This window comes from Calothrix sp. PCC 7507 (genome assembly GCF_000316575.1).
In the GTDB taxonomy this organism is placed as follows: Bacteria; Cyanobacteriota; Cyanobacteriia; order Cyanobacteriales; family Nostocaceae; genus Fortiea.
Genome location: NC_019682.1, coordinates 1,021,878 through 1,035,891 on the forward strand (window position 1 = coordinate 1,021,878; position 14,014 = coordinate 1,035,891).

Here is a 14,014-nt window from a genome sequence, read left to right on the forward strand (position 1 = left end):
TCAAACTAAAGTATGAAGTATGAAGTATGAAGTATAAAGTCTGAAATTAACCTAATAATAAAGTGAATTATAGCGGTTTTCAGATCAGTGAGGTACAGTTTTAAATCGCAAAGCCTGTAGGGGCGGGGAAACCCCGCCCTGGATTGTATTACATCAGATCGAGAACCGCTATATAACTCCTTCATTCTCCCGAATTCTGACTCCTAAATTCTGACTCCTGACTCCAACACAACCTATTAAGTAAAACAGCTATGAATAATTATTTTGACCCGAAAAATTTTGCTAAGAAAACTGTTTTGACAATTTATGCTCATGCTGATGATGAAGTCTTACCTGCCGCTGGCACTCTCAATATCATGTCTAAGGCAGGATGGAATGTTCATTGCTTAATTTTGACTGATGGTAATCTTTCCAGTTCATCTATGAAGGATAAACGCCATAAAGAAGCTGAGGAGGCTGGTAAAATTATTGGTGCAACTTATGAGTTTTATGCTCTGGAAGAGTGCAACTTCTCAACACAAGTAGTAATTAAAGTTGCTGAAGAAGCTATTAAACGTTGGCAACCAGATTTAATTATTACTCATGCACCACAACCTGAAAAATATGGGCATAGAGATCATGAAGTTTGTGCGATCGCAGTTTCTAATGTCGCTACTCGCACAAATATTCCTCTTTGGTATTCTGCACCACCTGTTTTTTTACGTGGGTTTGAACCAAATTTTTTTGTAGATATTACCTCTGTAATTGAAGAAAAAGTTGCGGCTATTGGTTGTTATGAATCAGAGCTAAATAAAGCATTTATGCAACTTGACGCCATACTCGTTTTGTCTCGATTTTGGGCACGAGAGTTAGGACAAAAAGATGGTTATTTTGAAGCTTTTGAAATTTCTCGGCAATGGGTTGATGCTAGCTTCTTTGAAGCATTGGCTAATAGTAAAAAGCAAGTAGCTCATCAGGAATTATCCAATATTTCGCAAACTTGAGTTTATAGTATAACTTGCAGTTCTAGTAAGCAAATGCCACAATAGTAAAGTATAAATGTTAGACAAATAACAGGATAAATCAATTATGAGTCTCACAGTCAAAGTCATTGAACCTTCTGGAATTTTGGATGGAATTAGAGGTAATATTCTACGCCGTGAGGTTGGTGATATCCTAGAGAGTGGAGCAGATATTTTATTGATTGATCTCAAAGATGTTAAGTTCATCGATAGCTCTGGTCTGGGCGCTTTAGTATCAGCTATGCAAATGGTACGGAAAGCTAACAGTAAACTATTTGTCTGTTCTGTTAGCGACCAAGTTAGGATGCTATTTGAACTCACTAAAATGGATAGGATTTTTCAAACATTTATCGATCAAGAAGATTTTGAACGCCAAATACTCGCAATCCAATGAGATGTTAATCAATTAAAAACTATGTAGTTTTAAAAACACTAAGCAAAACAAATTTTCAGTAAAGACAAGTCATCTTCAAGAATTTGTTGAATATTTAAGGTCATGATTTCCAATAATATTTGCTGGAGATGACAGTCATTTACTTGGCTATGATTCATGATTATTTCAATGAAAGTATCAAGTCCCAAAATCTTACCGTCTGGCTGATTAATTTCATAAACACCATCACTAAAAATGTATAAGGTGCTATTCTCTTCAACATCTAAGACAGCATCCTCAAAATTAATATCTGGCAAAAAGCCTATGGGCAAATCTAAAGAGCCTAGTTGTTGAGCTTGCAGGCTGGTCGCAGATTTTTTCGATAGCAGTATAGCAGGTGGATGTCCGGCGCTGGAGTAAATTAGTTGACGTTTAGGACGGTGATAAACTCCATACCAAATTGTGAAGTATTTAGCACCATGATTACTCATTTGGAAAGCCTGATTGAGTGCCTGCAAGACTTCATTAGGTTGATAAAAGTTAGTATTTGGTAGAGATTGTGATCGCAAAATATTTAATACAGACACAGATAGCAGGGCAGAACCAACCCCATGCCCTGATACATCCAACAAATAAATTGCCAAATTATCTTCATCTAGCCAGTAATAATCGAAGCAATCACCCCCTAACTGCGCTGAGGGAATAAACAGTGCTTCTGTAGTTACAGCACCCATAAGCGGCGAAGGCAGTAGCGATCGCACATAATCAGCTGCCTCAGCTAATTCTGCCTCTAAGATTTGTTTTTGAGTTTGCAAATTCTGGTTGAGTGTTTCTAAAACTTGCTTTTGATTCTGTAAATCTTGACTTAGCTGATGTAACCTTAGCCCGGCTCTCACCCTTGCTTTTAATTCATTCATCTCAATTGGTTTAGAGATAAATTCATCCGCTCCAGCGTCTAATCCCTTAACTCTATCTTCCTCCTCTCCGGGAGATGCACCTTTAGCAGTCAACAAAATAAAAAAAGTAGTTGCTAACTCTGAATCTGCCTTGATACGACGGCACACTTCTAATCCGTCCATTTGTGACATTATCCAGTCACAAATAATCAGAGCCGGACGTAGCAGTTGTGATTGAACAATTCCTTCTTTACCATTACTAGCTACAGTCACATCATAACCCTGCTTTTCGAGCGTTCTTTTTAATGCCACTCTAATAATCGGATCGTCATCAATAACTAGAATTTTCAACATAACTCACACCTTTTTAATTAAGCTAAAAAGCAAGTATTAGGGCATCAAAAAAATAGCCATTATTCCTAACTACTGTCTTGAAAAATAGTGTGAGAGGAAACCTCACTATGCTTTTTCCGTTTTTTCTCCCCTACCTAAAGATGAGATTTTTTGAATTAGCAGCTTTTTACTCTAGTTTTAATTATACGTAATTTGATTCTTAATATATAGTAAAAATACCCAATTTAAATCAAATGCGAATATGATTATGGCAGTAGATTCTAGTGGCTAGAAAGTGAACAATAAAATTCAGCTAAAAGTTCATACAAATCTTACAGTTTTACCTCAAGTGTTATCTTGGTTTGAGCAGATGAACCAACCACCTATTGCTAATCAACAAATTTGGTGGCAATGCCAAACACTTCTTATAGAAGGCTTTACTAACACTGTTGAACATGCCCACAAAAATTTGCCAAATGAAACTTCTATTGAAATAGAGGCTGTGCGGTTTAATGAACACATAGAAATTTGTATTTTGTCTCAAGGTGAACCCTTCAATTTAGAACAAGAATTGCAAGAAAAATGTGAATTTGAGGATAACTATCAAGAGCGTGGACGTGGTTTAAAAATCATGTCTAAAATTGCTGACAAGTTGCATTATGAACAGACAACAGATAATCGTTATTGCTTATTTATGAGTAAATATTATTAAGCATATAGCAACTCTTAGATGAAATACATTTTCCTCAAAGGAGCCAAAATATTGAATCTTCCTGAATTCTGATAACTCAATTAAGCATATTGCACTCCACTGAGAACCAGCATATTTTTAATTTTAGGAGTTGGGAAGCAGAATTGAAAAATAAAAAACAGGAATTTTACTTGTTTAAATTTTCAGCTACTGACTTCTTCTTAAAAAATCTTGAATACAATTGAGAAACTCTTCTAATTCTGAAACTAGGATATTAGTACCCCTACGTTCTTGGTGGTGAGCTAGTTTTTCCAATTTATCAGCAGCCAGGTGCATTTTTCTAGCTCCAATATTAGCACTAGCACCTTTAAGATGATGTGCTTCTCGCGCAAGTTTTGGAAAGTCATTAGCTGCGATCGCAGCTTTGGTTATTGCTAAATGCGATTGGGTATCTTCAATGAATATTTGTAGTAGTTCTAATTCAAATTCCGCATTATTTTCTGATAGCTGATGTAAGTATTCCCAATCAATTGGTAGTTCTAATAAATCGGCTTCTATTACAGAAACTGCCTGCTCAGTTAACTTCTCTGATTGTATTTTGAATATAAATTGGCTCCAATGCTCTAAAGTAGCCGCTAATTGTTCTTTAAATACAGGCTTGCTTAAAAAATCATCCATACCTGCATCTAAACACATTTTTTTATCTTCTTTCATGGCATTAGCTGTCATTGCAATTACTATAGGACGCCGATGACTAGCAAATAAGTTATCTTCCCAAAGACGAATTTCTTTTGTGGTTTCTATCCCATCAAGAATCGGCATTTGACAATCCATAAAAATCAAATCATAGGGATTTTTTTTAATTATCTCTAAAACTTCTTTACCATTATTAGCAACATCGGCTTTATAGCCTATACTTTGGAGTTGCTTTAAAGCTATTTTTTGATTCACTAGATTATCTTCAGCCAACAGAATCCTTAATTGAGGCTTGGAAGCATCAATCTCGGCATCATCTGCTACATTTCTTATTTTCCCTTCCTGACTCACCACTCCTTCTAGAATCACAGGAGCAGTAATAGTAAAGTAAAATTTGCTACCTATTCCCGGTTCACTTTCTACCCAAATTTTCCCACCCATTAATTCACAAAGTTGCTTGCAAATAGCAAGACCTAAGCCAGTACCGCCGTACTGTCGAGCGATGGAGGAGTCAGCTTGACTGAAGGCTTGAAATAAACGATCAAGGCGATCGCGTGCAATTCCAATCCCTGTATCTTCTATCGTAAACTGAATTTCGTCAGTATTTGTGGCAGCAGGAGAATGAATATCTCTATTCTTACGAGTTATAACTGAAACTTCTATACCACCAGTTTCAGTAAATTTTAAAGCATTACTGAGTAGATTAATCAAAACCTGGCGCAATCGAGTGATGTCACCCAAAATCATCGTCGGAACTTCAGGTTTATCTATAAATGTGAGTTTCAATCCCTTTTCTTTAACTTTAGGTGCAAATAGCGAAAGAGTCTCCTTAATGCAATTTGGTAGTGCAAAAGGTTGCTCTTCTAATTCCAGCTTCCCTGATAAAGTTGTCACTAGCAATGCATCTGCCATTGAACTTAAAATTTGGTCAATATATTGTTTAGAAGCCTTAAGGTTGCGTAACAAAAGATTTGCTTCATTTGTTCCCTGGAATAAAGATTGCTCAAGAACCATGCGTTCTGTACTATCTTTCACAAGAATCATTAGCTGATTGCTAATAGAATCTTCTTGGATATTTTTAATAACATTAATATCAATATATAAAGGAGAATCTGTACTTTGTGAACGACTAATTCCTTTTAATTCAAAACTATTTTTTCTACCCTCTTTAATGGTATTAAAAATATCTTCGAGTCCCTCTAATTCGGGAAATAAAATTCGCACATCTTGATATAGTTTAATCGCATCAGGAAGACCAGCAAATCTACTGACTCCAAAAGATTTCTCTAAAATTTTTAGATTTTCATCAACTATCAAATATTCAATACAACATTTAGATAACAACTCAGTTAATAATAAGTTCATTTGACTAAATTAAGTATGGGGCTAAAGTTTGGAATATTTTATCAACATTATTTCCAGTCTTAGCTGAAGTTAAATAGGTAGATGAAATATTCGTGTGTTCACTAAATAAATAGTTTTATCGATATTACCAAGACGCTCGCGGACATCGTCTCTAGTCATCTGACTCATCAGTAAAACCTCATTTTTGGGAAAACAACTAGGGTAGGAGGTGATGCATTGAGCTAGCGTTGAGGGAAAAAATCTCAGATGAGGATGTCCCAAACGCACCAAACCTACTTTCAGTTCTTTAAGGTTATTATTCCCATTTATCCATAGGTTTTATCTGACATGAACATATTTAAGCAAACATCATCTGCCATTAGATATCTGAAAAGCGGTGTGAGTTGTCTATACAAACAAGCGATATGAGAAAAAGTGTCCACAAAATTCGTAATCGCTGAGGACTTCGTACTCATGTGCGATCGCTCTTCTCAAGAGTTAAATTAAGATAAATATCATAAACTAAATTCTGCTCCATCCTCCCCATCTATATTGGTATTTTTCCCTACAGCGGTAGGTTTAAAATTAGAGCCATTAATTAATTCTGCAAAAGAAATTCCTGGGTTTTGGTGGAGTATATTCAGCACACTAATAAAATCTCGCACAATTTCGCCTGGTGTTAGTAATGCCTCTGCACCCAAGCGATTGGTAATTTCTTTGACAAAATCCTGCAATTCACGATTAGTCAAAACCTTTTCATAGCCAAAGTTAAGACTATGAATTTCCGTCAAGCGTTGCAAAAGTGTTAAGATTTCTTCCTGACTTAATGGGTTGAGCCGCATCACTGGCCCCAAATATTCTTGCACACCAGCTTGTGCAACAAAACGGCTTTCTTTGGTGCGTCTTCGCCAAGCTTGATCAGCAAATAATCCCCGATTTGGGTCTTCTAAAAATTTTGTTGTGCCACCAATAACAATGCCTAGATGTTCTGCTTTGCACTGCATGGTGTCATTAAATATTGCTAGCAATCGATTATAGTTTTTTTCTCTTGTAACTGTAGTAGATATTTGGTATAAATGTACAGATTCATCAACTAAAACTAATAGTCCCTTGTAGCCAATTTCAGCCACAAATTTAGCAAATATCTTGATATAATCATACCAACTATCATCATCAATAATGACACGTACTCCTAATGCTGCTCTAGCTTCAGTTTTGGTGTTAAATTCCCCGCGTAACCAACGCATGGCAGCATTTTTTAAATTATCATCATCCAACCGATAGCCACGCCAATAAGCAATAATGACACTGCCAAAATCAAAGCCGTGTACCAAATCTTCAATATACTGAACTACTTCTCTGATTTTTTCTTCCACTTTGTCATCAAAACCTTCATCATTAGGACGTATCCCACTATCTTTTACTACTTCTTGTTGGATTTTATTAATCCATCCTTCTAAAATTGAGACTAAAGCACCACCATCAGGACGAGTTTTTGTGGCTAGGCGGCTCATTAATTCTCGATAAGTCGCTAAACCTTCGTTGTTGGTTCCTGCTAGTCGGCGCTCTGAAGACAAATCAGCGTCAGCTACTACAAAACCTTGCTCCATAGCACGGTTGCGAACCAGTTGCAGCATGAAGCTTTTTCCAGAACCGTAGTTACCAATTATAAAGCGAAATGCTGCGACACCTCCTGCAATATCATCAAGATTTTGTAAAAGGCTTTGTAGTTCTTTTTCTCGACCAACTGCTATGTGTTCTACTCCTAGTCTTGGGACTACTCCTGCACTTAAGGAATTGATTAAAGCAGTGGATATTTTTTTCGATATTTTAAGTTTTGCCATGTAATTCACTTACTTGATTTTAACAGTTATCAGCTTCATTATTTCTTGGGTTTAACTCCCCACTAATTGTTGTAAGGTATTGATGGCGCTTCTTTACCTATGCCGATATGCCTGATAACTGTTGACTGTTTACTGATTTAAACATAGAGGCGTCTGTTTCATACCTAATAATTATTTTACAACGGCAAGAATACTTTAATTAATTTGAGGAAGCTTGTCTAGTCATCAGGTTTTCATATAGGGCGAGCATTTTTTTGACGTTGATTATATGCTCTTGATAAATTTCTGGATTTTCTATACCAGGATTAATTACTAACTCACCAAGAATATCATTAGCACGTTCGTTTATAGCATCAATTAATAAATTAGGCATAGTAATGTTTGCTTCCGCAATCTGTTTAATAGTACCCTTGAGATTTTCTTGTTTGACTATGGCTTTTAATACCTGAATTTCGTGATCTGGTAGTTGCTCCATAAAAGTCATCCATTCTTCAGATAATGTTTCAGATATTTCTTGAGTTTCTATAGGTGTAAGTAATTCCGAGAAAGGAAACAAATCTAAATCGTCTTCTTGTTCCTGAGCAGGTAAGGAATTTGGCTCAAATGTTTCCATTTGTTGAAGTAATTCCCAGACTTGGTTTTGCAAGAGGTCACGTTCTTCTTGTAATAATGAAACTTGACTTTGCAATTGTTGTAATTCAGCTTGCTGTTCTCCTAATTTAGTTTGTAAGTAATTCTGGCTGGATTCTACATCTGCTTTTTTGATTGTTGTCGCTATCAGTAACTGATTTTGCTCATTGACATTAATTTCTAGCTCTTGCAGTTGAATTCGCAGTTCATAAACTTTTTCTTCTATTTGGGGTTTGAGTCTACCTAGTAAGGTTAAATTACTTTCAAGATCTTGTTTTTCCTCATACAGTTCAGAAATTTGAGTTTGCAACTGATTAATTTCCGAGCGAGATACATTACAATTTAATTCCAGACGCCTTTTTTCTGCTGTGAGGTTAGAAACTGAATTATTCAGTTCTGTTTGACTTTTCTCTAAGCTATGAAGCTCTTTTTTGAAAGCAGTAATTTCCGATTCTAGTTGTTTTTTTTGCCCAGTGAAAGTGCTTGATTCTCTGTGGAGATTATCTCTTTGATTACGGGACTCGGCTACTTGAGTTTTTAGTTTATTTGATTCTGTATATAATAAGTTACGATGTTCTTCTATTTTGTCAATTTCTCTAATAATTCGAGATTTTAATCCTTCGAGTTCTTTGATTCGCTTATGAAGAGAATTTAAAACAAGCATTTCATAAGCTCTGCGCCGATTATCTACACAAAATGCGGCTGCATAGGTAGCAAGTAAAGTAATTACACCTGTCACCATCGCTCTAGGAAAATCCCAGTTGGGAACGAGGCTAAGACCAAAACTTACGCTAAAGGCAACTATTCCTAAAAAAACTCGATTGCTGATGGTTGCTGGTTGCATATTGCTTGTTTTCTACCTAAGTAGGTCGGTGCAAATCAAGGTAACGGTACTAGTACAAAAAGGCTGAAGGCTGTAGACGCGGAGCGGCTTGCCGCAGGCTAGTCTGAAGTCTGAAATGAAGAAACTTGTACAGCAAGTTTTTCAGTGTTTTGTAACAGTGACACACAATCGAGGGCGGGGAAACCCCGCCTCTACAGGCTTTTTGATTTTAATCTGAAAAATGAAACATAAAGATTACTAACTAAGTAATTCATGCTGTGACTGGTTATTAAATTTATTGTTATTAAGACTTAAATCTGCTTTCAAGTAATCAACAAATTGTCTAGCTGTACGCCCTGAACGACCATTATGACGTGTTGCCCACTGCAAGGCTTGATATTCTAAATCTTCTTGACTAAGATTAATTCCAGCTTGTGCGGCTAGATGGTTGACAATTTTTAAATAAGTTTTTTGATCTGCTCCCTCAAAAGTCAAGGTTAGACCAAAGCGATCGCTAAATGATAGTTTCTCTTGCATCGTATCCCAGGCATGGATTTCGGCGTTATCCTTGGGTGTCGGTCTATCGGCAAAAAACTCTCGAATTAGGTGGCGGCGGTTAGAAGTTGCATACACAACGACATTTTGCGATCGCGCCGTTAAATTACCTTCTAAAACCACCTTCAAAGCTTTAAAGGCATCGTCATCTTCTTCAAAAGAAAGGTCATCCACAAAGATAATAAATTTTTGTGGCACTTCCCGCAATTGTTCGACAATTTCTGGTAGGTTTTTCAATTCTGATTTTGCTACCTCCACTAAACGGAGATTGCCATCGCCGTACTCATTTAACAAAGCTTTCACCAAAGAAGATTTTCCTGAACCGCGACTACCATAAAGTAATACATGCAGTGCTGCTTCCCCGGATAATAAAAACTCTGTATTTTTTAGCAAAGCGTCTTGCTGAGATTCATAACCCACTAGCGCATCGAGTTTGACTTGATCGGGATGTGGAATACCAATAAACTGTCCACCTTGCCAGCGTAAAGCGCGATATTCGGCGAATAAACCTGTGCCAAATTGCCGATAATAAACTGCTAAATCTTCTACACCATCAGCCCAATTGTCTAACTGTTGTAGAGAGGCGACAGTAGCAGCTTCTCTATATTGCTTGATTAATCCCGTTTCTATTTCTAACCCTTCTTGCTCTAGATACCACACAACCGGTGACACAGGTAAATGGGCGACAGTTTGTACCCACTCACTCAAAACAGCGCTGTTACAAGCAGATAAACTCTGAAACACTTGCAAATCATGCTGAGTTGCAGCCACTAGAGCAGGGGGTATATTCTTTAAGTCTTCCCGTTGAGCGCACCTTGTAAAAGGATTCTCAGAAGTGAGGATTTGAGTGATTAGGTAGTCTTCCCAATTTTGATTTCTAGCAGCTAAAGCGTGAAAGTAGTTGCCGTAGGCTTGGAGGCAACCAAGCGCATCGGCATCAGTGTAACGTATGGCTTGCAACAGATCAAGAAATGCGATCCCTACTTCGCTCTGGAGGACAGATTGGTAAAGTAAAAGTGATGCGGCTTGGCGCTGGAGGAATTGAATCTTGGTATAGGACGAAAAACTTCCCGTAGACATCGCTTGATTATCCATCAATCAACTGGGTGATGTAGCTAAATAGCTATGGTAAATTGTCTGCTGACCCTTGCCGCAAAGACAAAATCTACATAGGTTTTAACAATGACATTAGGTATAGTTGCTGCTGTTACTTACGGAATTATAACGATTATAGGTGGCATGATTGGCTACATACAGGCTAGTAGTAAAGTTTCGCTCTTCAGTGGTAGTATTAGCGGTTTATTACTAATTGTCGCAGCTTTCGCTCAATTCCAAGGTCTAACATGGGGTTTGTCCTTGGCAGCTTTTGTGACTGCGATTTTAGTAGTTATCTTTGCCTTAAGACTAGTTAAAACACGGAAATTGATGCCTGCGGGATTGATGACTAGTTTAGGTGTAGTGGCATTGGCTCTGATGCTGAATCAACTTATTGCAGCCAGATAAAAATGAGATGAGGACTTACGCGAGTGTCATATTTTTAACGCGGTAGGTTATCCAGGGTCAAAAGTTAACAAAGAGGCAGAGGGAAATGGCCCCTTCATCCTGCTGTGAAGCGAAGCAAAGGATCTGAGTCCCCATCTGAACAGTCCTCCCTGCTCCCTTGCCTCTTTTTTATACCGCAATCAACAACTCGACTTTTCTAACTGCCCGGTAGATTTCGCAATTTCTCATTCAAATGGGTACGGTCTGCTAGTGTCTGTAAGAGTGGACCATGAGAGCCAAATTCTACAGCACTTACTGACCCGACAGGACATCCTAAACGATAGCGAAAGCGTCCGACATCAATTCCTAGCAAGCTACACAAAATAATTCTGATCGTTGCCTTATGGGAAACAACTAAAATATTACCACTGGTGTGAAGCTGCTTAATTTCTTCTATTACTTGCAAGGCGCGAAAGGCAATTGTAACTGCCATTTCCCCACCTGTTGGGGCATACCAAGCGGGATCGGCTGCCCAACGAATATAATCATCATGATATTCTTGGCTGATTTGATCTGGCGTTTTTCCTTCCCATTTGCCATAGTTAATTTCTTTCAAACCATCGCGCAATTCTGGTTGCATCCCTATTGCTGCACATAGGGGTTTTGCTGTCGCCACAGTTCGCCGCATGGGACTACAAAATATTGCCTTCCAAGGGGTAGAACTATATGCAGAGGCAAAAGCCTTTGCCATTTCCTCGCCTTCTGGGGTAAGCTCTGAGTCGATGGAACCACAATAAGCATTCTTGAGACTGCATTCTGTTTGTCCGTGACGCAGGAAATAAATATTTAGGCTCAAGATATTTTCTCCCCAACTTTGAACTTAAAAAGTTTACTCCCTTTAGGGGAATTCAAAAAAATAAATATTTAAAAGGCAATAGGAACTTTGGGAAATCCCCATATTGTTCTTTAAGCGTAGTGGCTAATTACGGTATAATAGTATCATTATGGGCAGTTTTTTTAGCCATTACTGAGAGAAGTTTGGTCTTTGAGGCGGGCTTGTAAATCTGCCATTAGATTGTCCCCACTGCGTCTAGCTTCCCAAGTGCCAGAGTGCCGACGGCCGATGTTCCACCGCCCTTGCATATAATCCTCATTATCTGAGAGTGTTCCTGTATATTTGATGGGAGCAGGTGATGTAATTAAATAGCTCTTGGTAAAGCTGATTTGTTGTCCAATCACTTCACCATTGAGATGGGCTTCACCCAAATAATTGTCATCTAGAATCGAGCCACTCAAAGTTTTACCACTTTGGACGAGAACTGCTTCAAAGCGGCTGGGGATTCCTTGTTGCCAGTAGGTTCCAAGCCAAGTACCGTTAACATCTGCCATGAGATTTTCCAGGACTGATTTCCATTTGAGATATTGCGATGTCAGCGATCGCCAAAATGCCAAATTTCAACTGCTAAATTGCGATCGCCTGCTTTAGTCCTTTGACTTACGGGGTGTCCGGGATAGCCGCCCCGCCGCCGTTAACTGATGACTGATGACTGTTAACTGTCAACCCTTCTCCTTCCCTGTGGGACGCTGCGCGAACGGAGACGCTAAGGCGTAGCTTGCTTCCCCGGAGGGGTAAGGCTTCGCTCAGGGTTAACGTGAAATCCCATCCCCTTTTAGGGGATGGATGAGCCTAACAGGTTTCTCACTTTTTGCAAAACGGTTCTGGCATTGATTTTTACACTTTTGTGTTCTTACATATATCAGCCAGATGAGAAAATTATGAGCTTTTTAAGTACAAATATTTACGTTAGGTGTAGTAGATGGTAAACAAATCCTAAATTGTGTTGCGAAACACAAAAAAGACAATCGCTAATATATTGAACAAAGTGCCGTAATCAAACTTACTCCTTATGACAACTAACGCGATCGCCACAACAGTAGTCAATCCCTTTCTCGCGGGCAACTTTGCGCCAGTCCGCGATGAAATCACAGATGAAACCCTGCAAATAATTGGTCAATTACCCCCCGGCTTGTCAGGGATGTTTGTCCGGAATGGCCCTAATCCCCAGTGGTCGCCCATTGGTAAATATCATTGGTTTGATGGGGATGGGATGTTGCATGGTGTGAAAATTAGTAACGGTAAAGCCAGTTATCGCGATCGCTATGTGCAGACAAAAGCATGGAAAATTGAACACCAAGCAGGTAAGGCTGTTTGGAGTGGATTTTTAGAACCGCCGCAAATGGACAACCCCCACGGCCCCAGCAAAAATACTGCCAATACTGCTTTAGTGTGGCACGCTGGTCAACTACTGGCACTTTGGGAAGGTGGCGCGCCACACGCTATCAAGGTTCCTGATTTAGAGACAATTGGGGAATATACTTACGATGGCAAGCTGGTTTCTGCCTTTACCGCCCATCCCAAGGTAGATCCATTAACCAACGAGATGATGTTTTTTGGCTACTCTTTCGCGCCGCCTTACTTGCAATATAGTGTGGTTTCCCCACAAGGTAAGTTGCTACGAACTGTACCCATTGAACTACCAATGGGGGTAATGATGCACGATTTCGCCATCAGCGAAAACTACACGATTTTCATGGATTTACCCTTGACTTTTAGCGTAGAACGTGTACAGAAGGGAGAGGCTTTGATGAAGTTTGAGGGCGATCGCCCCAGTCGCTTTGGCATCGTCCCACGTTTCGGCGATAACAGTAATATCCGCTGGTTTGAAAGTCCTCCTTGCTACGTCTTCCATACCCTCAACGCTTATGAAGAGGGGGACGAAGTGGTGTTAATAGCCTGTCGGATGAGTTCTACCAGTGTCCTAGTGGCTGAAAATACGCTACAAGATCCAGACGGAGATATTCCCCGTTTACATCAGTGGCGATTCAACTTGAAAACGGGAACAGTCCATGAAGAGAGATTAGACGATGTACCAGGTGAATTTCCCCGCGTCAACGACAACTTCTTGGGGCAAAAAACGCGCTATGGTTACATTGCCAAGTCAGCACCAACGCCCCTACCTCTATTCGATGGCTTGATAAAGTATGACTTCAGCAAAAGCACATCCCAAACCCATGAATTCGGCGAGGGACGTTATGGTGGTGAACCTGTGTTTGCACCCCGTCCTGGTGCAACGGCTGAAGACGATGGCTGGCTAGTAACTTTCGTCTATGATGAGGGTGCAGAAACCTCTGAATTGGTAGTAGTGAATGCCCAAGATATGACTAGCGAACCTGTGGCGCGGGTAATAATTCCCCAGCGAGTACCCTATGGGTTTCACGGTGCTTGGATATCTGAAGGACAGCTAGGAAGTTCTGTGTAAATTAATACTGAAAATATCAGGGCACA

General features: G+C 39.2%; 12 protein-coding genes. 5 read left to right on the forward strand and 7 right to left on the reverse strand.

Annotation, left to right across the window (positions count from 1 at the left end; translation table 11 throughout):
• The first annotated feature begins 251 nt into the window (after positions 1-251).
• Both CAL7507_RS04545 and CAL7507_RS04550 read left to right on the forward strand, forming a co-directional pair.
• Complete coding sequence (locus CAL7507_RS04545; RefSeq protein WP_015127252.1) at positions 252-983, forward strand: PIG-L deacetylase family protein; 732 nt, start codon at positions 252-254, stop codon at positions 981-983.
• Positions 984-1,068: 85 nt separating this feature from the next.
• A complete protein-coding gene (locus CAL7507_RS04550; RefSeq protein ID WP_015127253.1) occupies positions 1,069-1,395 on the forward strand; it encodes an STAS domain-containing protein in 327 nt (108 codons plus the stop codon).
• Positions 1,396-1,433: 38 nt separating this feature from the next.
• Here CAL7507_RS04550 and CAL7507_RS04555 read toward each other — a convergent pair whose 3' ends face one another.
• Positions 1,434-2,624, reverse strand: coding sequence for a PP2C family protein-serine/threonine phosphatase (locus tag CAL7507_RS04555; protein WP_015127254.1), 1,191 nt, complete (start codon positions 2,622-2,624; stop codon positions 1,434-1,436).
• Between the two features lie 274 nt (positions 2,625-2,898).
• Between CAL7507_RS04555 and CAL7507_RS04560 the strand changes: the two genes are divergently transcribed.
• Positions 2,899-3,315, forward strand: coding sequence for an anti-sigma regulatory factor (locus CAL7507_RS04560; RefSeq protein WP_015127255.1), 417 nt, complete (start codon positions 2,899-2,901; stop codon positions 3,313-3,315).
• Between the two features lie 186 nt (positions 3,316-3,501).
• Here the strand turns inward: CAL7507_RS04560 and CAL7507_RS04565 are convergent, their stop codons facing one another.
• The 4 genes from CAL7507_RS04565 to CAL7507_RS04580 all read right to left on the reverse strand — a co-directional run bounded on the left by CAL7507_RS04565 (position 3,502) and on the right by CAL7507_RS04580 (position 10,281).
• A complete protein-coding gene (locus tag CAL7507_RS04565) occupies positions 3,502-5,355 on the reverse strand; it encodes an ATP-binding protein (protein ID WP_015127256.1) in 1,854 nt (617 codons plus the stop codon).
• Between the two features lie 494 nt (positions 5,356-5,849).
• The gene (locus CAL7507_RS04570) at positions 5,850-7,178 is read right to left on the reverse strand and encodes an ATP-binding protein (RefSeq protein WP_015127258.1); all 1,329 of its coding nucleotides are present in this window, start codon (positions 7,176-7,178) and stop codon (positions 5,850-5,852) included.
• A 199-nt stretch (positions 7,179-7,377) separates the two neighbouring features.
• Positions 7,378-8,652 (reverse strand): tellurite resistance TerB C-terminal domain-containing protein, encoded by a 1,275-nt coding sequence (locus CAL7507_RS04575; protein WP_015127259.1) that lies wholly within the window; start codon positions 8,650-8,652, stop codon positions 7,378-7,380.
• A 237-nt stretch (positions 8,653-8,889) separates the two neighbouring features.
• Positions 8,890-10,281, reverse strand: coding sequence for an ATP-binding protein (locus tag CAL7507_RS04580; protein WP_042341182.1), 1,392 nt, complete (start codon positions 10,279-10,281; stop codon positions 8,890-8,892).
• An 87-nt stretch (positions 10,282-10,368) separates the two neighbouring features.
• Between CAL7507_RS04580 and CAL7507_RS04585 the strand changes: the two genes are divergently transcribed.
• Entirely contained in the window at positions 10,369-10,689 is a 321-nt protein-coding gene (locus CAL7507_RS04585) for a TMEM14 family protein (protein ID WP_015127261.1), read from the forward strand.
• 196 nt (positions 10,690-10,885) lie between these two features.
• Here CAL7507_RS04585 and CAL7507_RS04590 read toward each other — a convergent pair whose 3' ends face one another.
• On the reverse strand, positions 10,886-11,524 hold the full coding sequence (locus CAL7507_RS04590; RefSeq protein ID WP_015127262.1) for a histidine phosphatase family protein: 639 nt from the start codon (positions 11,522-11,524) through the stop codon (positions 10,886-10,888).
• Positions 11,525-11,685: 161 nt separating this feature from the next.
• Entirely contained in the window at positions 11,686-12,057 is a 372-nt protein-coding gene (locus CAL7507_RS04595) for a hypothetical protein (RefSeq protein ID WP_015127263.1), read from the reverse strand.
• A gap of 533 nt (positions 12,058-12,590) precedes the next feature.
• On the opposite strand from CAL7507_RS04595, the gene CAL7507_RS04600 reads away from it, so the two are divergent.
• Positions 12,591-13,988: a carotenoid oxygenase family protein gene (locus CAL7507_RS04600; protein WP_042341815.1), complete on the forward strand. Its 1,398-nt coding sequence runs from the start codon at positions 12,591-12,593 to the stop codon at positions 13,986-13,988.
• Positions 13,989-14,014: the final 26 nt, after the last annotated feature.